At 61.8% G+C, this 18,567-nt stretch carries 15 protein-coding genes and 1 other RNA gene; 9 read left to right on the forward strand and 7 right to left on the reverse strand.

What is annotated here, in order from left to right; translation table 11 throughout:
* Window positions 1-96: 96 nt before the first annotated feature.
* The 4 genes from ssrA to ompA all read right to left on the reverse strand — a co-directional run bounded on the left by ssrA (window position 97) and on the right by ompA (window position 2,599).
* Window positions 97-473, reverse strand: a transfer-messenger RNA (tmRNA) gene (gene ssrA, locus FSY45_RS14075).
* Between the two features lie 19 nt (window positions 474-492).
* The gene (locus FSY45_RS14080; protein ID WP_003067658.1) at window positions 493-1,152 is read right to left on the reverse strand and encodes an HAD-IA family hydrolase; all 660 of its coding nucleotides are present in this window, start codon (window positions 1,150-1,152) and stop codon (window positions 493-495) included.
* A 5-nt stretch (window positions 1,153-1,157) separates the two neighbouring features.
* Window positions 1,158-1,871, reverse strand: a complete 714-nt coding sequence (ubiG, locus tag FSY45_RS14085; RefSeq protein ID WP_003067659.1) for a bifunctional 2-polyprenyl-6-hydroxyphenol methylase/3-demethylubiquinol 3-O-methyltransferase UbiG — start codon at window positions 1,869-1,871, stop codon at window positions 1,158-1,160.
* Between the two features lie 83 nt (window positions 1,872-1,954).
* Window positions 1,955-2,599, reverse strand: a complete 645-nt coding sequence (gene ompA / locus FSY45_RS14090; RefSeq protein ID WP_003077020.1) for an outer membrane protein OmpA — start codon at window positions 2,597-2,599, stop codon at window positions 1,955-1,957.
* A gap of 229 nt (window positions 2,600-2,828) precedes the next feature.
* Here ompA and gyrA point away from each other — a divergent pair, with 229 nt between their 5' ends.
* From gyrA to lapB, 9 genes are all read left to right on the forward strand, one after another.
* The gene (gene gyrA, locus FSY45_RS14095; RefSeq protein WP_046462753.1) at window positions 2,829-5,525 is read left to right on the forward strand and encodes a DNA gyrase subunit A; all 2,697 of its coding nucleotides are present in this window, start codon (window positions 2,829-2,831) and stop codon (window positions 5,523-5,525) included.
* A gap of 129 nt (window positions 5,526-5,654) precedes the next feature.
* A complete protein-coding gene (serC, locus tag FSY45_RS14100) occupies window positions 5,655-6,764 on the forward strand; it encodes a 3-phosphoserine/phosphohydroxythreonine transaminase (RefSeq protein WP_046462754.1) in 1,110 nt (369 codons plus the stop codon).
* 122 nt (window positions 6,765-6,886) lie between these two features.
* Window positions 6,887-7,987 (forward strand): prephenate dehydratase, encoded by a 1,101-nt coding sequence (gene pheA, locus FSY45_RS14105; protein ID WP_003067663.1) that lies wholly within the window; start codon window positions 6,887-6,889, stop codon window positions 7,985-7,987.
* The gene (locus FSY45_RS14110) at window positions 7,987-8,883 is read left to right on the forward strand and encodes a prephenate dehydrogenase/arogenate dehydrogenase family protein (protein ID WP_003067664.1); all 897 of its coding nucleotides are present in this window, start codon (window positions 7,987-7,989) and stop codon (window positions 8,881-8,883) included. Before pheA ends, FSY45_RS14110 begins: the two co-directional genes overlap by 1 nt.
* A gap of 108 nt (window positions 8,884-8,991) precedes the next feature.
* On the forward strand, window positions 8,992-11,064 hold the full coding sequence (locus FSY45_RS14115) for a bifunctional 3-phosphoshikimate 1-carboxyvinyltransferase/cytidylate kinase (protein WP_046462755.1): 2,073 nt from the start codon (window positions 8,992-8,994) through the stop codon (window positions 11,062-11,064).
* A 199-nt stretch (window positions 11,065-11,263) separates the two neighbouring features.
* A complete protein-coding gene (gene rpsA, locus FSY45_RS14120) occupies window positions 11,264-12,946 on the forward strand; it encodes a 30S ribosomal protein S1 (RefSeq protein WP_003057144.1) in 1,683 nt (560 codons plus the stop codon).
* A 109-nt stretch (window positions 12,947-13,055) separates the two neighbouring features.
* A complete protein-coding gene (locus FSY45_RS14125; RefSeq protein ID WP_003067668.1) occupies window positions 13,056-13,376 on the forward strand; it encodes an integration host factor subunit beta in 321 nt (106 codons plus the stop codon).
* Window positions 13,377-13,486: 110 nt separating this feature from the next.
* The gene (locus FSY45_RS14130; protein WP_003067671.1) at window positions 13,487-13,822 is read left to right on the forward strand and encodes a lipopolysaccharide assembly LapA domain-containing protein; all 336 of its coding nucleotides are present in this window, start codon (window positions 13,487-13,489) and stop codon (window positions 13,820-13,822) included.
* Window positions 13,812-14,969, forward strand: a complete 1,158-nt coding sequence (gene lapB / locus FSY45_RS14135) for a lipopolysaccharide assembly protein LapB (protein ID WP_012837596.1) — start codon at window positions 13,812-13,814, stop codon at window positions 14,967-14,969. The genes FSY45_RS14130 and lapB overlap by 11 nt, the downstream gene beginning before the upstream one ends.
* A 63-nt stretch (window positions 14,970-15,032) precedes the next feature.
* Here the strand turns inward: lapB and FSY45_RS14140 are convergent, their stop codons facing one another.
* The 3 genes from FSY45_RS14140 to FSY45_RS14150 all read right to left on the reverse strand — a co-directional run bounded on the left by FSY45_RS14140 (window position 15,033) and on the right by FSY45_RS14150 (window position 18,517).
* The gene (locus FSY45_RS14140) at window positions 15,033-16,226 is read right to left on the reverse strand and encodes an MFS transporter (protein ID WP_046462756.1); all 1,194 of its coding nucleotides are present in this window, start codon (window positions 16,224-16,226) and stop codon (window positions 15,033-15,035) included.
* Complete coding sequence (rmuC, locus tag FSY45_RS14145) at window positions 16,223-17,833, reverse strand: DNA recombination protein RmuC (protein ID WP_080944579.1); 1,611 nt, start codon at window positions 17,831-17,833, stop codon at window positions 16,223-16,225. The genes FSY45_RS14140 and rmuC overlap by 4 nt, the downstream gene beginning before the upstream one ends.
* Window positions 17,834-18,109: 276 nt before the next feature.
* On the reverse strand, window positions 18,110-18,517 hold the full coding sequence (locus tag FSY45_RS14150) for a tautomerase family protein (protein WP_003067678.1): 408 nt from the start codon (window positions 18,515-18,517) through the stop codon (window positions 18,110-18,112).
* Window positions 18,518-18,567: the final 50 nt, after the last annotated feature.

An 18,567-nucleotide genomic window follows, 5' to 3' on the forward strand; every position in this document is an offset into this window, starting at 1 on the left:
TGAAATCACTTAAGACATAAAAAGACGATAAGTCATTGATTTCTCAAAAGAAAAAGGGGTTCAATGAACTTCATTGAACCCCTTTGTACAGGTGGATGGTGGAGCTGGCGGGAATTGAACCCGCGTCCGTAAGCCTTCGCCGGACAGATCTACATGTTTAGTGCTCTGTTTTAAATCTCGCCACCCAAACCCCGCAGGCACACGCTGCTTGGGTAGCCAGCTTCCTAAAATCTCGCCAAATACCAAGAAGCCCGGTATCCAGCCAGCTAATGTAAATTCCCTTGCAGCCGGGAGGTATTGCTACCCCCTTGCCCAGCCCACTAGCGTGCTGTTGCAAGGCTCACCGGATTAAGCGGCGAGTGCGAAACGTTCGTCGTTTGCAGTTAGTTTTTTGAATGGAGATTTACGAGCGTCACTCAAGCTCGACATGCACCGCACCGGTCCCGAACCCACGTCGAAACCAGGACAGCCCCTTAGTTGCCTATTCTAGCCTCATCCCAGCAACTTCAACAGCTCAAGCGGTGAATTGATATGTGCATCGGCACCCCAGTGAACCGTATCTGCTGTCGCACCCAGGTAGCCATAGCGTGCAGCTACGGTTTTCATACCCGCTGCTGCACCGGCCTGGATATCGCGCTCGTCATCTCCGACATAGATGCAATGCTCGGGAGCAATCTGCATGCGTCGTGCGGCTTCAAACAGAGGCTCGGGGTGAGGCTTGGAATGCGGCGTCGTGTCCCCGCTCACCACGGCCGCAGCCTGAGCAAACAAAGGCATCTGACGGGTCAACGGGTCGGTGAAGCGCATGGACTTGTTGGTCACCACCCCCCACAACAACGGGCCGGCTTCCAATGCCCGGATCAACTCGGGCACGCCGTCAAATGCATAGGTGCGCTCGGTCATGCATTGCTCGTAATTGCGAAAGAACTCCTCGCGCATTTCCGCAAAGCCTGCAGACTCAGGCGTCATGCCGAACGCAATACCCAGCATTCCACGAGCCCCAGCCCCGGCCATATGGCGGTAGGCATGGAGCGGCAGAGATGGCATGCCGCGATCCACACGCATCTTGTCTGCTGCAGCTCCCAGATCAGGAGCGCTATCGATCAAAGTGCCATCGAGATCGAAAAGAACGGCTCTAACGTGCTTCCACATGGCTGTCACTCCTGAGGGCGGCGTGTCGCCAGCATGTAATTGACCGAGGTGTCGTTGCTGAGCCAATAGCGGCCCGAGATCGGGTTGTGCTCCATGCCTTTGCTGCCTTGCACATCCAGGCCGGCTTCGCGCGCAAAGCGAGCCAACTCGCTTGGGCGCAGCAACTTGGCGTACTCATGAGTCCCTTTGGGAATCATCTTGAGCATGTATTCGGCAGCCACGATCGCCAGCGCAAAAGCCTTGGCATTGCGATTGATGGTGGAAAAAAACACCCAGCCACCAGGCTTGACCAGCTGGGCACATGCCCGCACGATGGACGCAGGATCGGGCACATGCTCCAGCATTTCCATGCAGGTCACCACATCAAAACTGGCCGGCTGCTCCTGCGCCAGTTGCTCGACGCTGACCTCATGGTATTGAATATTGGGCGTTCCCGCCTCCAGAGCATGCAACTGCGCAACGCGCAAAGCCTTGGTTGCCAGATCGATACCCACCACCTTGGCCCCTTTGCGCGCCATGGAGTCTGCAAGAATGCCACCGCCACAGCCCACATCCAGCACACGCTGGTTCGCCAATGGGGCCTGGGCGTTGATCCAGTCCAGTCTCAGGGGGTTGATCTGATGCAGTGGCTTGAATTCACTCTCGGGATCCCACCAGCGATGGGCCAGGCTGGAGAATTTTTCCAGTTCTGCCGGGTCGGCATTGATAGTGTTGCTCATGGTGCAATTGTCCGCGATTACCGCAATGGATCAGGCATAAAAAAAGCCCCGTTGCCGGGGCTTTTTGTGTAGCAATCGAAAGATTACTGAGCAGCCTTGGTGCCCACAACTTCGATTTCCACGCGACGGTTTTGAGCGCGACCAGCAGCAGTCTTGTTGTCTGCCACGGGTTGCTTCTTGCCCTTGCCTTCGGTGTACACGCGGCTCTTTTCGATGCCCTTGGACACCAGATAAGCCTTCACAGCTTCAGCGCGACGCACCGACAGCTTCTGGTTGTAAGCATCGGAACCGATGGAGTCAGTGTGACCCACGGCGATGATGACTTCCAGGTTGATGTCCTTGATCTTGCCGGTCAGGTCATCCAGCTTAGCCTTGCCTGCGGGCTTCAGCACGGACTTGTCGAAGTCGAAGAAAGCGTCAGCAGAGTAGGTAACCTTAGATGCCACTGCAGGCTGGGGAGCCACAGGAGCGGGAGGCACAACGGCGGGAGCGGGAGCAGCAACCTGGGCCTTCAGAGCACCGTCGCAATCAACAGCGGCAGTAGCAGGAGTCCAGTTGGCATCGCGCCAGCACAGTTCGTTCGTGCCGTTCTTCCACACCAGTTCGCTGGTGCCGTTTTGCCAGTTGTCGATAGTCTTGCCACCGTCAGCAGCCTTCACTTGTGCGCCAGCGGCTGTCACGAGGGCAGCAGAGGCAAACAACATCGCCACTTTGTTCAGTTTCTTCATGGTTCTCCTCTTGGGGAAAAAGCCGCAGCAGGGCTGCGAATCTGTGGACGTCATCAGTGACCATCACCAAAAACGTTGAAATGATTGTGCCATACGTAACATGCAAGAGTGTTGTCAACTAGGCACCAACAAGTAGGACAGCTATGTAATTCCTCAGTTATGTTGCTCTGCTGCCACACGCCATTCGACCTAAAATGGCTGTTTTCCAGCCGTCAAAGTATCACTAGACATGACCCAGTTTGCTAAAGAAACTCTGCCCATCAGCCTTGAAGAGGAGATGCGTCGCAGTTATCTCGATTACGCCATGAGCGTGATCGTGGGCCGGGCGCTTCCTGATGCGCGTGATGGCCTCAAGCCCGTGCACCGCCGCGTTCTGTACGCCATGCACGAACTCAATAACGACTGGAACCGCCCTTATAAGAAGTCGGCGCGTATCGTCGGTGACGTGATCGGTAAGTACCACCCTCACGGCGACAGCGCGGTCTACGACACTATCGTGCGTATGGCGCAGGACTTCTCGCTGCGCCACATGCTGGTCGATGGTCAGGGCAACTTCGGCTCGGTGGACGGTGACAGCGCCGCCGCCATGCGTTACACGGAAATCCGCCTCTCCAAGATCGCTCATGAAATGCTGGGCGACATCGACAAGGAGACTGTGGACTTCGGACCCAACTACGACGGCTCCGAGAGCGAGCCGCTGGTGCTGCCAAGCCGCCTGCCTAACCTGCTGGTCAACGGCTCCTCGGGTATCGCCGTGGGTATGGCCACGAATATCCCGCCGCACAACCTCAATGAGGTGGTGGACGGCTGCCTGCATTTGCTGCAGAACCCCGAAGCTTCCATCGACGAGCTGATGGAGATCATTCCCGCGCCCGACTTCCCTACGGCCGGCATCATCTACGGCATCAACGGCGTCAAGGAAGGCTATCGCACCGGTCGTGGCCGCGTGGTGATGCGTGCCAAGTGCCACTTCGAGGACATCGACAAGGGCCAGCGCCAGTCCATCATCGTTGACGAGCTGCCCTACCAGGTCAACAAGAAGACGCTGCAGGAGCGCATGGCCGAGCTGGTGCACGAAAAGAAGATCGAGGGCATCAGCCATATCCAGGACGAGTCGGACAAGTCCGGCATGCGCCTGGTGATCGAATTGAAGCGCGGCGAAGTGCCCGAGGTGGTGCTCAACAACCTCTACAAGCTGACCCAGCTGCAAGACACCTTCGGCATGAACATGGTGGCCCTGGTCAACGGCCAGCCCAAGCTCTGCAACCTGAAGGATCTGATCCAGGTCTTCCTGGAGCACCGCCGCGAAGTGGTGACCCGCCGCACCGTGTTCGAGCTGCGCAAGGCGCGCGACCGCGGCCATGTGCTGGAAGGTCTGGCCGTCGCACTGGCCAATATCGACGACTTCATCGCCATCATCCGCAACGCTCCCACACCTCCCGTGGCCAAGGCCGCGCTGATGGAAAAATCCTGGGACAGCAAGCTGGTGCGCGAGATGCTCACCCGCACGCGCACCGACGGCGGCGTGGTCAATGCCGACGACTATCGCCCCGAGGGCCTGGAAGTCGAATTCGGTATGCAGCAAAACGGCCTGTACCGCCTGTCCGAGACCCAGGCCCAGGAAATTCTGCAGATGCGCCTGCAACGCCTGACGGGCCTTGAGCAAGACAAGATCGTGGCCGAGTACAAGGACGTCATGTCGGTCATCGAAGACCTGCTGGACATCCTGGCCAAGCCCGAGCGCGTCTCCATCATCATTGGTGAAGAACTCAACGCCGTGAAGGCCGAGTTCGGTCAGTCCAAGAAGGGCGAGCGCCGCTCCACCGTGGAGTACAGCGCGCAGGACCTGTCCACCGAAGACCTGATCACGCCCACCGACATGGTGGTGACGCTCTCGCACACCGGCTACATCAAGAGCCAGCCCCTGTCCGAGTACCGCTCGCAAAAGCGCGGCGGCCGCGGCAAGCAAGCCACGGCCACCAAGGAAGACGACTGGATCGACCAGCTCTTCATCGCCAACACGCACGACTATCTGCTGTGCTTCTCCAACCGCGGCCGCATGTACTGGCTCAAGGTCTGGGAAGTGCCCTCGGGTTCGCGCGGCTCGCGCGGTCGCCCCATCGTCAACATGTTCCCGCTGCAGGAAGGTGAGAAGATCAACGTGGTGCTGCCGCTGACCGGCGAAAACCGCAGCTTCCCCGAAGATCACTTCGTCTTCATGGCCACCAGCATGGGCACCGTCAAGAAGACGGCGCTGACCGAGTTCAGCAACCCGCGCAAGGCCGGCATCATTGCCGTGGGCCTGGACGAGGGCGACTATCTGATCGGCGCTGCGCTGACCGACGGCAAGCATGATGTGATGCTGTTCAGCGACGGCGGCAAGGCGGTGCGCTTTGACGAGAACGATGTGCGTCCCATGGGCCGCAATGCGCGCGGCGTGCGCGGCATGAACATCGAAGAACATCAGAACGTGATCGCCATGCTGGTCGCCGAGGCCGACGACGGCACGGGCAACGTGGTGGCGGGTTCGCAAAGCGTGCTGACCGCCACCGAAAACGGCTACGGCAAGCGCACGGCCATCAGCGAATACACGCGCCACGGCCGCGGCACCAAGGGCATGATTGCAATCCAGCAGTCCGAGCGCAACGGCAAGGTCGTGGCTGCGACCCTGGTGGCGCCCGAGGACGAGATCATGCTGATTACCGACACCGGCGTGCTGGTGCGCACCCGGGTTGCGGAGATCCGCGAGCTGGGCCGTGCCACGCAGGGCGTGACGCTGATCAACCTGGACGAAGGTGCCAAGCTCATCGGCCTGCAGCGCATCGTCGAAAATGATGCGAACGACAATGCCGGCGAGGACGGCGAAGCCGATGACTCCGGCAGCGCCGGCGCCGAAGGCGCGCCCGAGTCCGGCGACGCCTCCTGATCGGCCAGCCCCGGCTGCCCCGATACGGACCGGACGCCACGGGCATGGCCCCATGCCCGTGGCCCAATGTTTTGATAGCTGAAAGCGCAAGCCAGACAAGCGCTTTCACATGTTTTGAGCGTAAATCTGATGAACCGCCCTTTTAACTTCTCCGCAGGCCCCGCCGCCATCCCTGAAGAAGTGCTGCAAACCGCAGCCGCCGAAATGCTGGACTGGCACGGCTCCGGCATGGGGGTGATGGAAATGAGCCACCGCGGCAAGGAATTCATCAGCATTTACGAAGCCGCCGAAGCCGATCTGCGCGAGCTGCTGGCCGTGCCCGCGCATTTCAAGATCCTCTTCATGCAGGGCGGCGGCATTGCCGAAAACGCCATCGTGCCCATGAATCTGTCGCGCGCCGGCGTGGTGGACTTTGTGGTGACCGGCAGCTGGAGCCAGAAGTCGGCCAAGGAGGCCGCCAAGTACGCCAGCGATGCCAATGTGGCCGCCAGCGCCAAGGACAGCGACTACACCACCATTCCCGCCGCCAGCAGCTGGAATCTGAGCCGCGGCGCCAGCTATGTGCATATCTGCAGCAACGAGACCATTCACGGCGTGGAGTTCCACGAGCTGCCCGACCTCCAGGCTCTGGGCTCGGATGCTCCGCTGGTCATCGACTTCTCCTCGCATGTGGCCTCGCGCTCCATCGACTGGAGCCGCGTGGGCCTGGCCTTTGGCGGCGCGCAGAAGAACATCGGCCCCGCCGGCCTGACCATCGTCATCGTGCGCGAAGACCTGCTGGGCCATGCCCTGCCCGTCTGCCCCAGCGCCTTTGACTACCGTATCGTGGCCGACAACGGCAGCATGTACAACACGCCTCCCACCTGGGGCATCTACATGGCCGGCCTGACCTTCCAGTGGCTCAAGCGCCAGACCGAAGGCGGCCTCAGCGGCGTGGCCGCCATGGAAGCGCGCAACATCGCCAAGGCCAAGCTGTTCTATGACTATGTGGACCAGTCCTCGTTCTACGTGAACAAGGTGGCCGCGAACTGCCGCTCGCGCATGAACATTCCGTTCTTCCTTCACGATGAGTCGCGCAACGACGCCTTCCTGGCCGGCGCCAAGCAAGCCGGCCTGCTGCAGCTCAAGGGCCACAAGTCCGTGGGCGGCATGCGTGCCAGTATCTACAACGCCATGCCCATAGCAGGCGTGCAGGCGCTGGTCGACTACATGCGTGACTTCGAGCAACGTCAGGCCTGAGCCCCACCCTTAGCCTTGTAAAAAGATGAGCTGCCACCGCTTGATCTGCAAGTACTTCACCAAGGTATTGGTTTGAATTCCTTGTGCAAAAAGCGCCAGCAGCTACGACATTTGAGAGATTCATGAGCCAAGAACCCCAAGCCAGCCCCGAGCTGTTGTCGCTGCGCAACCAGATCGATTCCCTGGACCGCCAGTTGCTGGAGCTGGTCAATCAGCGCGCCCATGTGGCCGAGCAGGTGGGCGAGCTCAAGAAGAAGGAAGGCTCGGCCTTCTTCCGCCCGGACCGCGTGGCCCAGGTGATCGAGAAGATCAAGTCCAACAACCCCGGCCCGCTCAAGGGCGCGCATGTGGCCGCCATCTGGCGCGAGATCATGTCGGCCTGCCTGGCGCTGGAATCCCCCCAGCGCGTGGCCGTGCTCGGCCCGGCCGGTACCTTCTGCGAGGAAGCGGCGATCCAGTACTTCGGCGGCGCGGCCGACCTGATGTACTGCAACAGCTTCGAGGAAGTCTTTCACGCCACGGCCGCCGGCAGCGCCCAGTACGGCGTGGTGGGCGTGGAGAACTCCAACGAGGGCGTGGTCACGCGCTCGCTGGACATGTTCCTGCACACGCCCTGCCATGTGGTGGGCGAAGTCAGCATGCTGATCCGCCACAATCTGATGCGCACCAGCAACACGCTGGACGGCATCGAGGTCGTGGCCGCCCACCCCCAGGCTCTGGCTCAGTGTCAGGGCTGGCTGTCCAAGCACCTGCCGCATGCCGAACGCCGCCCCGTGGAGAGCAATGCCGAAGGCGCACGCCTGGCGGCCCTGCATCCCAACTGGGCCGGCATTGCCGGTGAGCGCGCCGCCCAGCAGTTCGGCCTGCACATCGTCAGCCACGCGATCCAGGACGATGCCTACAACCGCACGCGTTTTGCCGTCATCTGCCTGCCGCACACGCTGGCCACGGCCGCGCCCAGCGGCAGCGACTGCACCAGCCTGGTGGTCTCGGTGCCCAACACCGCAGGCGCCGTGCATGACCTGCTGGTGCCGCTCAAGAAGCATGGCGTCTCGATGACGCGCTTCGAGTCGCGTCCCGCCCGCACCGGCCAATGGGAGTATTACTTCTACATCGACATCGAAGGTCACCCAGCCCAGGCCAATGTGGCCGCCGCCCTGCAGGAGCTGCAGGGCCTGTGCGCGTTCTACAAGGTGCTGGGCACCTACCCGGTGAGCAAGTGATGGCAGCTCAGGAATTGCAGCCGTTCGAGCAGCTCGGCTTGATCGGCTGCGGATTGATGGGCGGCTCCTTCGCGCTGGCACTCAAGAAAGCAGGCCTGGTCAAGCGCGTGGTGGGCTACAGCAAATCGCCCTCGACCACCGAACGTGCGCGCCAGATGGGCGTGATCGACGTGGAAGCGCCCTCCGCCCTGCTGGCGGCGGCCGGCGCCGATCTGGTGCTGCTGGCCGTGCCCGTGGCGGCCACCGAGGCCACGCTCAAGTCCATCAAGCATCTGGTCACGCCCCAGATGATGATCATGGACGTGGGCTCCACCAAGGTCGATGTGGTGCAGGCCGCACGTTCGGCGCTGCGCGACCAGATCGGCAGCTTTGTGCCCGCCCACCCCATCACCGGCAAGGAAGTGGCCGGCGTGGAGCACGCCGATGTCAAGCTCTACCAGGGCGCCCAGGTCGTGCTGACCCCTACGGAGCGCACGCTGACAGCGCATCTGGCCAAGGCCCAGGCGCTGTGGCAGGCCCTGGGATGCAAGGTCACGGCCATGTCGCCCGAAGCCCATGACAGCGCACTCGCCACCGTCAGCCACCTGCCCCATCTGCTGGCATTTGCCATGATGCAAAGCGTGCTGAACCAGCCCGGTGCCGACGATATGCTGGCGCTGGCCGGACCCGGCTTTCGCGATTTCACGCGCATAGGCGCGGGCGACCCCAAGCTCTGGCGCGATGTGCTGCTGGCCAACCGCGATCAGGTGCTGGCCCAGTCACGTCAGTTTCGCCAGGCGTTGGAGCAGCTCGAAGGGCTGATGCAAGCCAACGACGGCCAGGGACTGCAGGACCGCCTGACCCTGGCCAGTGCCGCACGCGCCGAATGGACCATGGGCGGCAAGCGAGGCTCTTAAACTAGCGGCGTCGATCTATTCACCCAACCGCCAGAGACACCGGGCAGAGGCAGCCGCGCAGCCCTGGTGTCGAAGCAGCCAGGCTGCACAGGGGGTTACGAGAGTTTTATGTTCACCACTGAATTTCTGGACCTGCCCGCACTGGACTCCGCCAACGGCAGCGTCAGCCTGCCCGGCTCCAAAAGCATTTCCAATCGCGTGCTGCTGCTGGCGGCGCTGAGCCAGGGCACCACCACCATTCACGACCTGCTGGATTCGGACGACACCCGCGTCATGCTGGCCGGACTCAAGCAGCTGGGCTGCAGCATCAGCCCGGATGCCGTCACACCCGGCCAGGCGATTGACGTCACCGGCATCGGGGGTCAGTTGCCGGCCGGCACTGCGGCCACGCTGTTCCTGGGCAATGCCGGCACAGCCATGCGCCCGCTGACTGCGGCGCTGTCGGTGCTGGGCGGCGACTTCGAGATGACGGGCGTTCCCCGCATGTACGAACGCCCCATCGGCGACCTGGTCGATGCGCTGCGCCAGCTGGGCTGCAAGATCGACTATCTGAAGGATGAAGGCTTTCCGCCCCTGAAGATCGGCCAGCCCGACTTCAGCCAGTTGGGCAGCGAATCCATCAAGGTGCGCGGCGATGTCTCCAGCCAGTTCCTGACCTCGCTGCTGATGGCCTTGCCCCTGCTGGCCAATGTCCCCGGGGCACAGCGCGACATCACCATCGAGGTGGTGGGCGAGCTGATCTCAAGGCCCTATATCCACATCACGCTGGAGCTGCTGGCGCGCTTCGGCATTGCCGTGAAGAACGACCGCTGGCAGCGTTTCGTGATCCCCTCAGGCAGCCGCTATCAGTCGCCGGGCGCCATCCATGTGGAGGCCGATGCCTCGTCGGCCAGCTATTTCATCGCGCTTGGCGCGATTGCCACCGGCACCACCGATGACGCCGATGCCGACAACGTGCCGCAGCCCAAGAGCATCCGCATTCTGGGTGTGGGCCAGGATTCGATCCAGGGCGATATCCGCTTCATCGAGGCCGCCCAGGCCATGGGCGCACAAATCGAAAGCGGCCCCAACTGGCTGCAGGTCAGCTGTGGCAGCTGGCCTCTGAAGGCCATCGACCTCGATTGCAACCATATTCCCGACGCGGCCATGACGCTGGGCACCATGGCGCTGTATGCCGACGGCGTGACCACGCTGCGCAATATCGCCAGCTGGCGCGTCAAGGAAACCGACCGCATTGCCGCCATGGCGATCGAGTTGCGCAAGCTCGGCGCCTCGGTGGAAGAAGGGGCTGACTACATCCGCATCACGCCGCCCGCCGGCAAGACCACCTGGAAAGCGGCCAGCATCCACACCTATGACGACCACCGCGTCGCCATGTGCTTCTCCCTGGCGGCCTTCAACCCGGCCAAGCTGCCGGTGCGCATAGAAGACCCCAAATGCGTGGCCAAGACCTTTCCCGACTATTTCGAGGCGCTGTTCTCCGTCAGCGAAGCCGAGCGCGAGCATATTCCCGTGATCTGCATCGACGGGCCCACAGCCTCCGGCAAGGGCACGATTGCTGCAGAAGTCGCCAGGGCACTGGGCTACCAGTTGCTGGACTCCGGCGCGCTGTACCGCATCACCGGCCTGGCCGCATCGCGTGCCGGCATGACGCTTGACGAGTCGAACGAGGAAACCATTGCCGAGATGGCGCTGGACATGCCCGTGCGCTTCGATGCACAGCAGCGTGTCTGGCTCGGCGACGAGGACATCAGCCTGGCCATTCGCAGCGAAGAAGCCGGCATGAATGCCTCGCGCGTATCGGCCCTGCCTGCCGTGCGCACCGCGCTGGTGGATCTGCAGCTGTCCTTCCAAGCCCTGCCTGGACTGGTTGCCGATGGCCGCGACATGGGTACGGTCATCTTCCCTCACGCCCCGCTGAAGGTCTATTTGTGGGCGTCTGCGCAGTGCCGCGCCGAGCGCCGATATAAACAGTTGATTTCCAAAGGAATTTCAGCTAATATGTCCACCCTTTTGGCAGACCTTGAGGCGCGCGACGCCCGCGATATGAATCGCAGCACCGCTCCGCTCAAGCCCGCCGAGGATTCTTTGCAGCTCGACAGCTCCGAGATGACCATTGAAGAAGTGGTTGCCCAGGTGCTGTCGTGGTGGCAGGAACGCCAGCCGTTCGGTCGTCCTTGAAATTTCAAGCTTGAAGTTTCAAGGCCAGCCCTGCATCTGGCTTGTTGGCCCTTGATGTCAGGTTCTCGCAGACCGCGGACCGGCAGCAAGGTTGTTAACCTTTAACCCCCGTGGGCCTCAAACCCACAACCTCCGCAATCAGTCTTAAAAACGCTTGGCAATGGTGCCGACGGAAACCTGGTTGCGGGCAAGGAACTACATGTCTGAATCTTTTGCCGCCCTTTTTGAAGAGTCGTTGACACGCACCGAAATGCGTCCTGGCGAAGTTATCACCGCTGAAGTCGTGCGCGTTGAGCACAACTTCGTGGTGGTGAACGCCGGCCTGAAGTCGGAAGCCTACGTGCCCCTCGACGAGTTCAAGAACGACCAGGGCGAAGTCGAAGTCCAAGTGGGTGACTTCGTGTCCGTGGCCATCGGCTCCATCGAAAACGGCTACGGCGACACCATCCTGTCCCGTGACACCGCCAAGCGTCTGGCTTCCTGGCTGTCGCTGGAAAAGGCTCTGGAATCCGGCGAATTCGTGACCGGCACCACTTCCGGCAAGGTCAAGGGCGGCCTGACCGTTTTGGTCAACGGCATCCGCGCTTTCCTGCCCGGTTCGCTGATCGACACACGTCCCATCAAGGACCTGACTCCCTACGAAAACAAGACCCTGGAATTCAAGGTCATCAAGCTGGATCGCAAGCGCAACAACGTGGTGCTGTCGCGCCGCGCTGTGGTGGAAGCCTCCATGGGCGAAGAGCGCGCCAAGCTGATGGAAACCCTGAAGGAAGGCGCTATCGTTCAGGGCGTGGTCAAGAACATCACCGAATACGGTGCGTTCGTGGACCTGGGCGGTATCGACGGCCTGCTGCACATCACCGACATGGCATGGCGCCGTGTGCGTCACCCCTCCGAAGTGGTGACTGCCGGCCAGGAAATCACTGCCAAGATCCTGAAGTTCGACACCGAAAAGAACCGCGTGTCCCTGGGTCTGAAGCAAATGGGCGACGATCCCTGGATGGGCGTGGCTCGCCGCTACCCCTCCGCCACCCGTCTGTTCGGCAAGGTCACCAACATTGCTGACTACGGCGCATTCGTGGAACTGGAACCCGGCATCGAAGGCCTGGTGCACGTTTCCGAAATGGACTGGACCAACAAGAACATCGCTCCCACCAAGCTCGTGTCCCTGGGCGACGAGGTGGAAGTCATGGTTCTGGAAATCGACGAAGACAAGCGTCGCATTTCCCTGGGCATGAAGCAGTGCAAGGCTAACCCCTGGCAAGAATTCGCCCAGAACACCAAGCGCGGCGACCGCGTGAAGGGCCCCATCAAGTCCATCACCGACTTCGGCGTGTTCGTGGGTCTGGCTGCCGGTATCGACGGCCTGGTGCACCTGTCTGACCTGTCTTGGAACGAAGCCGGCGAAGCCGCTGTTCGCAACTACAAGAAGGGTCAAGAAGTCGAAGCCATCGTGCTGGCCGTGGACGTTGAGCGCGAGCGCATCTCCCTGGGCATCAAACAGCTGGACAGCGATCCCTTCACGACCTTCGTGACCGTGAACGACAAGGGCCAGGTTGTGACCGGCAAGGTCAAGACCGTGGACGCCAAGGGCGCTGAAATCGACCTGGGTGAAGACATTATCGGCTACCTGCGCGCTTCCGAAATCTCGCAAGACCGCGTGGAAGATGCTCGTTCCGTCCTGAAGGAAGGCGACGAAGTGACGGCCGTGGTGGTGAACGTGGATCGCAAGAGCCGCAACATCCAGCTGTCCATCAAGCAAAAGGATCACGCTGAACAGCAAGTCGCCATGGCTTCCCTGTCGGCTCAGTCCTCCAAGGAAAACGCTGGTACCACCAGCCTGGGCGCTCTGCTGCGCGCCAAGCTGGACGCTGACAAGTAAATCTTGCATCAGCCGGTCAGCCAGCTCGTCTGACTGACCGCCAAGCGTCAAAGACAACGGGCGCCCTGTGCGCCCGTTGTTGTTTTCAACCTAGAGCCTCCGTCACCCGATGACCCGATCCGATCTCGTCGAAGAACTTGCCGCCCAATTTGGCCAACTCAACCAACGTGATGCCGAGCAGGCCGTCAAAACCATTCTGGATGCCGTCAGCGATGCCCTGGTGCGCGGTCACCGTATTGAAATTCGCGGCTTTGGCAGCTTTGCCATCAATCACCGCCAGCCCCGCATAGGCCGCAACCCCCGCTCCGGCGAGTCCGTTCAGGTTCCTTCCAAGCGCGTGCCTCATTTCAAGCCAGGCAAGGCCCTGCGCGAAGCCGTGGACAATCTCAAGGCCGAAGACTCCGCTGCCCAGCAGCCGCAGATCGCCTGAAGTCCATGGGCACCGTCAGCCACATCAGGGCTGACCACGCCGTCCGTTTGCCAGTCCGAGCATAGGCTGGCCTAAAATCTTCCCGTCACACAAGGCGCATAAAGGGAAGCATGAAATACCTGCTGTGGCTGCTCAAGGCAGCCATTTTTTTCACTCTGTTCGCATTCGCACTCAACAACCAGCAAGACGCCACCGTGCATTTTTTCTTTGGCACGGCATGGACGGCACCTCTGGTTCTGGTGGTTCTGGCTGCTTTCGCACTGGGCCTTTTTGTCGGAGTGCTGGGCATGGTGCCACGCTGGCTCAAGCATCGCAGCGCAGCGCGCGAGGCACAGGCCACTCAACAGGCACCGAACGCCGCAGCCAGCGCCACCAGTGCAGCACCTGCGGTGAAGGAACAGAACTCTTCTTCGATCATTGCGCCGGGCGACGTGCATGGAATTTAATCTGACTTGGATTTTGCTGGGCCTGCCTGCAGCCTTTGTGCTGGGCTGGCTGGCCTCCCGCTGGGATTTGCGCCAGGTGCGTGCCGACAACCGCCAGGCTCCCAAGGCGTACTTCAAAGGCCTGAACTTTCTACTCAACGAGCAGCAGGACAAGGCCATCGATGCCTTTATCGAGGCCGTGCAGAACGACCCCGACACCACCGAACTGCACTTTGCACTGGGCAATCTGTTTCGCCGCCGCGGCGAATACAACCGAGCAGTGCGCGTCCACGAGCATCTGCTCAGCCGCGCCGACCTCACCCGCCCCGACCGAGACCGTGCCCAGCATGCGCTGGCACAGGACTTTCTCAAGGCCGGCCTGCTGGACCGCGCCGAGGAGGCTCTGAACCGCCTCGAAGGCACGCAGTACGAAGGCGAAGCACGCCTGGCGCTGCTGGCCATATACGAGCGCTCGCGCGACTGGGCCCAGGCAGCGGCCATCGTGCGCAAGATGCAGGCCGCCGGCCAAGGGGACTTCAGCACCCGGCTGGCCCACTATCTTTGCGAAGACGCGCAATCCCAGGTCGCCCATGGCCAGCTCGACAAGGCGTTTGCGCAGCTGCAACAGGCCCTGGAGACTGCGCCGCAAGCTCCGCGCCCCCGACTGGAGCTGGCCCAGCTCCAGCATCGACAGGGCCGGTCCGCACAGGCTTTGTCAAGTCTTCAGGCCCTGGCACAGAACAGCCCCGCAGCCCTGCCCCTGGCGGCCAGCCTGCTTGTGGAAGTGGCCGAGGCAACGGGCGCGCTCGCCGAGGCTCGCGATCTGCTGCTCAAGCACTATGAGCAGGCACCCTCGCTGGATCTGCTGCAGGCACTGGTCGCAGTCGATCAGAAAAGCGGAGATGCAGGAGCCCCCGGCCGCCAGCGCCTGGTGCAACACCTGGAGCATGAATCTTCCCTGGTGGCTGCTGCCCAATGGCTGGAAGGCGAGACCCTGACCGAAGAGCAGTACCATGCCACCGTGCAGAAGGCGCTGAACCACGCCACCAAGCCCCTGACCCGCTACCGCTGTGCGGCCTGCGGCTTTGAAGCCCGCACCCATTTCTGGCATTGCCCCGGCTGCCAGAGCTGGGACAGCTACCCGGCACGCAGGGTCGAAGAGCTGTAAAGCACTTCCAGAAGACAAAAGAGCGCCCTGGGCGCTCTTTTTCAATGCATGCAGGCGGCCCGGTTAATGGCCGACCCACTCATCGCCCGGCATATCCTGCTTGCCGATCAGCCAGGGCAGGCGCGAGGACACTCCGACCAGAACCCCCACGGCCCAGAACAGGGCCGAGACACCGACCACGGTGCCCAGCGAGCCGAACAGCACCGGCATCAGCACGCTGGAGCCATTGATGGCCATCATGCGCAATCCCAGCGCCTCGCCATGGCGCTCGGGTGGCGTGATCTGATGGATCATGCTCATCACCATGGGCTGCACCGATCCCAGCACCACGCCCAGCAAGACCGAACAGGCGCCCATGCTCCAGGCACCGGGCATGAAGGGATAGGCGATGAACAGGGCGCAAGCGGCAACCATGGCCCCCAGCACCACTTGCGATTCGGCCATATGGCGTGTGATGATGGGCATCAGCATGCGGATCACGGCTGCAGCAATCGCAAAGGCGCCCAGGATGCTGCCTATCACCGAGGCAGGCAGTCCGCGCTCATGGCCCAGAATGGGCACGACAAAGGTGTGCACGTCCCAGCAAGAGGAAAGCGCCCAGTTCAACAGCAACAGGCGCCTGAAGCCCCGGTTCTGCACCAGGTCCCAGGCCGTTGCCTTCTGGTTCGCACTCTCGGTCTGCAGTGCGGGCAACTCCTGCACCGTTCTTGCCCAGAACCAGGCCGCCAGAGGCATCAGGGTCAGCAGCAAAAACGCCGCCCTGAAGCCCGTGGTGCTGGCCGCTTCGCCGCCGGCATAGTCGATCAGCAACCCGGCCGCGAAAGGCCCCAAAAAATTGGAGATGGCCGGCCCGATCGCCAGCCAACTGAAGACCTTGCGCAACTCGTCCTTGTTGTGTGCCATGCGCCCCACATGGCGCTGCAGGGCGATCAGTGCCATGCCGGCGGCGCCGCCCGTCAGCAAAGCGCTCAGGCATAGCACCGGATAAATCGGGAACAGCACGGCCACTCCCGCTCCGGAACAGGCGGCCGCCACACTGATGATGAGCGGGCGCTTGAGCCCGTGACGGTCCGCATAGCGCCCCGCCGGCAGGGACAGGAACACCTGGGTCAGCGCAAACAGCGCCAGCAGCATGCCGACCGCAGCCGCGCTATAGCCCTCCTTGAGCGCCAAAAGCGGCGTGGCCATGCGCATCCCGGTCATGGTGCCGTGAATACAGACTTGCGCGAGGATCAGGCGCAGCAGGGCCGCATTCATTCTTCGTCCTCGCTGGCGGTCTGATCACCTCCAGACGAGGTGGCCGGAAACAGGGGCTGCTCCTGCCCGGCTTCATTCGGCAGCTCCTGCACATTGCGCAAATGGCGCTGAATGGCGCGCGTGCGCACACCCACCTGATCAAACTTGCGCGCAGCGGCATCGATGGACTTGCGCGTAGCCTCCACCACCTCGCCGAACTTGCCGAACTCGGTCTTGACCTGACCGAGCACGCCCCAGACTTCGGAGGAGCGCTTCTCGATCGCCAGCGTCTTGAAGCCCATCTGCAGGCTGCTGAGCATGGCGGCCAGATTCGCGGGACCGGTAATCACAATCCGATGCTCATTCTGCAGCGCCTCGACCAGCCCCGGGCGGCGCAGCACTTCGGCGAACAGGCCCTCGGTGGGCAGATACATGACGGCAAAGTCCGTGGTGTGCGGCGGTGCGATGTACTTGCTCGCGATCTTTTTGGCTTCGCCGCGAATCGATGTCTCGAAGGCATTGCCTGCTGCGGCAATTGCCACCCTGTCGGCACTGTCCTGGGCATCCTGCAGGCGCTGGTAATGCTCGACCGGATATTTGGCGTCGATGGGCAACCATACGGGCTGCTCGTCGTTGCGGCCCGGCAGCCGGATGGCGAACTCGACCAGCTCATCACTGCCAGGCACGGTCTTGACGTTTCTCGCGTACTGCTCGGGCGTGAGCACATTGTCGATAATGCTGCCCAGCTGCAGCTCGCCCCAGGTGCCGCGCGACTTCACATTGGTCATCACGCGCTTCAGATCGCCTACGCTGCCCGCCAGGGTCTGCATCTCGCCCAGCCCCTTGTGCACCTGCTCCAGCCGATCGCTGACCAGCTTGAAGGACTCGCCCAAACGCTGCTCCAGCGTGGCATGCAGTTTTTCATCGACAGTGCGGCGCATCTCGTCGAGCTTGAGGGAGTTTTCGCTCTGAATCGTGGCCAGTCGCTCGTTGAGCGTTGCGCGCAGCTGCTCGGCCGTGGTCTGCTGGCCCTGTGCCAGCGCAGCCAGTTGCTGGCTCACCGCATCCTGCAACACGGCAAACTGATGGCGCAGTTGCTCGCCATTGCTTCCCAGCTGATCCTTGAGCGCAGCCCCCATATTGGTACTCATATGCGTGAGCTGCTGCTGGATATCGCCCTTGAGCGAGTCCAGCGTACCGCGCGTCGTCTCGGCCAGGGCTTCGAAGCGCTGCTGGACATGGACTGCCTGCTCGGCACTGCTTTGGGCCAGTGCCGCGCGGGCTTGCTGGCTGTCGCCCGTCAGCCGCTGCGCTAGCTGGGCAACGTCTTCACGAAAAGATGCCAGCGCCGCCGCCTGCTCGCGCCGTGCGGCCAGTGCATCTTGCTGGGCCTGGGCCAACTGGGTCTGCACATGCTGGGTGACACGGTCCAGGGCTCCATCGCTCTTGGCCACCGTCATCTGGGTACTCTGGCTGCTGCGCTCCAACTGCTGCAGCCTGACATCCAGCGCCTGCAATCCCTGCAGCAGCTGGGCTTGCAGCCTCATCGCATCAGGGCCGAGAGCAAGTTCCGTCTGACGGCGCAGCCCCTGCAGCCACCACAGCAGCACCAGAAGCAGGCCCACCATCAATACGGCCAGCGCCGCCAACCCAAGCCACCACGTAGTCACTGTCTTGCCACGCCTTTCGCACTCTTTTTTTCATAGCTGCAAGCGCTTATCAGGAGATCGCCACAGACCTATTCATTGAATTTCCGCCCTGGGCATTGCAGACTGAAGTTTGCAAGCACTAGCGCGCAGGCAAATTATCAGTCCTCAGAGCCACGAAAAATTCAATGCGATCAAAAGTGCTGCTTCCGGTTGCAGCCTTGGTGACAGCTAGGCTGCAATCGGTTGACGCAAGAATCAGGCGTCGGGGCCCACTTGCTGGGCAATGGCCATGGCGAACTTGCCGCCGCCCACGGACCAGTCGGAATAGTCGTTTTCGTGCGTGAAGATGAACACATCGCTGGGTGCGACGTCCGCATCTTTCTCCAGATTGGCGGCGATGTTGGCATACAGCGCGCGCTTCATGGCATCGCTGCGCCCACGGCGCATGGTGATCTCGACCACGACCACGCGGTCCGAGCGCTTGTAGCCGTTGAAAGTGCGGCTGAAGAAGAACTTCTGCTCGTCATATTCCTCAACCATGTTGAACAGCTCATCGGCGGGCATGCCGATGCCGTCGATCAGGGCCTGATGAATACCGTTGACGATGGCCTGGCGCTGGGCGGGCATGGTGTCCTTGTGGACGCTGGTGCGGATAAAAGGCATTGCTGTCTCGCTTGATATAAAAAAGCCCGCTGTGCGCACAGACGCCAAGC

It is taken from the genome of Comamonas sp. Z1 (assembly GCF_008121555.1).
In the GTDB taxonomy this organism is placed as follows: Bacteria; Pseudomonadota; Gammaproteobacteria; order Burkholderiales; family Burkholderiaceae_C; genus Comamonas; species Comamonas thiooxydans.

Excerpts from the sequence above, each read along its gene's own strand:
- FSY45_RS14080 (WP_003067658.1), bottom strand. The coding sequence starts at position 1,152 with ATGTGGAAGCACGTTAGAGCCGTTCTTTTCGATCTCGATGGCACTTTG.
- ubiG (WP_003067659.1), bottom strand. The coding sequence starts at position 1,871 with ATGAGCAACACTATCAATGCCGACCCGGCAGAACTGGAAAAATTCTCC.
- ompA (WP_003077020.1), bottom strand. The coding sequence starts at position 2,599 with ATGAAGAAACTGAACAAAGTGGCGATGTTGTTTGCCTCTGCTGCCCTC.
- gyrA (WP_046462753.1), top strand. The coding sequence starts at position 2,829 with ATGACCCAGTTTGCTAAAGAAACTCTGCCCATCAGCCTTGAAGAGGAG.
- serC (WP_046462754.1), top strand. The coding sequence starts at position 5,655 with ATGAACCGCCCTTTTAACTTCTCCGCAGGCCCCGCCGCCATCCCTGAA.
- pheA (WP_003067663.1), top strand. The coding sequence starts at position 6,887 with ATGAGCCAAGAACCCCAAGCCAGCCCCGAGCTGTTGTCGCTGCGCAAC.
- FSY45_RS14110 (WP_003067664.1), top strand. The coding sequence starts at position 7,987 with ATGGCAGCTCAGGAATTGCAGCCGTTCGAGCAGCTCGGCTTGATCGGC.
- FSY45_RS14115 (WP_046462755.1), top strand. The coding sequence starts at position 8,992 with ATGTTCACCACTGAATTTCTGGACCTGCCCGCACTGGACTCCGCCAAC.
- rpsA (WP_003057144.1), top strand. The coding sequence starts at position 11,264 with ATGTCTGAATCTTTTGCCGCCCTTTTTGAAGAGTCGTTGACACGCACC.
- FSY45_RS14125 (WP_003067668.1), top strand. The coding sequence starts at position 13,056 with ATGACCCGATCCGATCTCGTCGAAGAACTTGCCGCCCAATTTGGCCAA.
- FSY45_RS14130 (WP_003067671.1), top strand. The coding sequence starts at position 13,487 with ATGAAATACCTGCTGTGGCTGCTCAAGGCAGCCATTTTTTTCACTCTG.
- lapB (WP_012837596.1), top strand. The coding sequence starts at position 13,812 with ATGGAATTTAATCTGACTTGGATTTTGCTGGGCCTGCCTGCAGCCTTT.
- FSY45_RS14140 (WP_046462756.1), bottom strand. The coding sequence starts at position 16,226 with ATGAATGCGGCCCTGCTGCGCCTGATCCTCGCGCAAGTCTGTATTCAC.
- rmuC (WP_080944579.1), bottom strand. The coding sequence starts at position 17,833 with ATGGTGGGCCTGCTTCTGGTGCTGCTGTGGTGGCTGCAGGGGCTGCGC.
- FSY45_RS14150 (WP_003067678.1), bottom strand. The coding sequence starts at position 18,517 with ATGCCTTTTATCCGCACCAGCGTCCACAAGGACACCATGCCCGCCCAG.